1 protein-coding gene is annotated in these 442 nt (G+C 58.1%); it reads left to right on the top strand.

Annotation, left to right across the window (positions count from 1 at the left end):
* On the top strand, positions 1-442 hold a 442-nt coding region (locus tag GVL12_RS25820; RefSeq protein ID WP_200844104.1), incomplete at both ends, for an aminotransferase class IV.

The following is a 442-nucleotide window of genomic DNA, read 5'->3' as shown; positions in this document are numbered from 1 at the left end:
ATATTCGTCCGCTGGTATTCGTTGGTGACGTGGGCATGGGCGTAAACCCGCCGGAAGGATATACCACTGACGTGATCATCGCGGCGTTCCCGTGGGGAGCCTATCTCGGCGCCGAAGCGCTGGATCAGGGGATCGATGCCATGGTCTCTTCCTGGAACCGCGTGGCGCCGAATACGATCCCGACCGCAGCGAAAGCCGGCGGTAACTACCTTTCCTCCCTGCTGGTCGGCAGCGAAGCGCGTCGACATGGCTACCAGGAAGGCATCGCGCTGGACGTTAACGGCTACATTTCCGAAGGGGCGGGTGAGAACCTGTTTGAAGTGAAAGATGGCGTGCTGTTTACCCCACCGTTTACCTCTTCCGCGCTGCCGGGTATTACCCGTGACGCCATCATTAAGCTGGCAAAAGATTTGAATATCGAAGTTCGTGAGCAGGTCCTGTC

It is taken from the genome of Pantoea sp. 18069 (assembly GCF_902706035.1).
Lineage (GTDB): Bacteria > Pseudomonadota > Gammaproteobacteria > Burkholderiales > Burkholderiaceae_C > Comamonas.
This window is presented reverse-complemented; position numbering and strand designations above follow the sequence as displayed.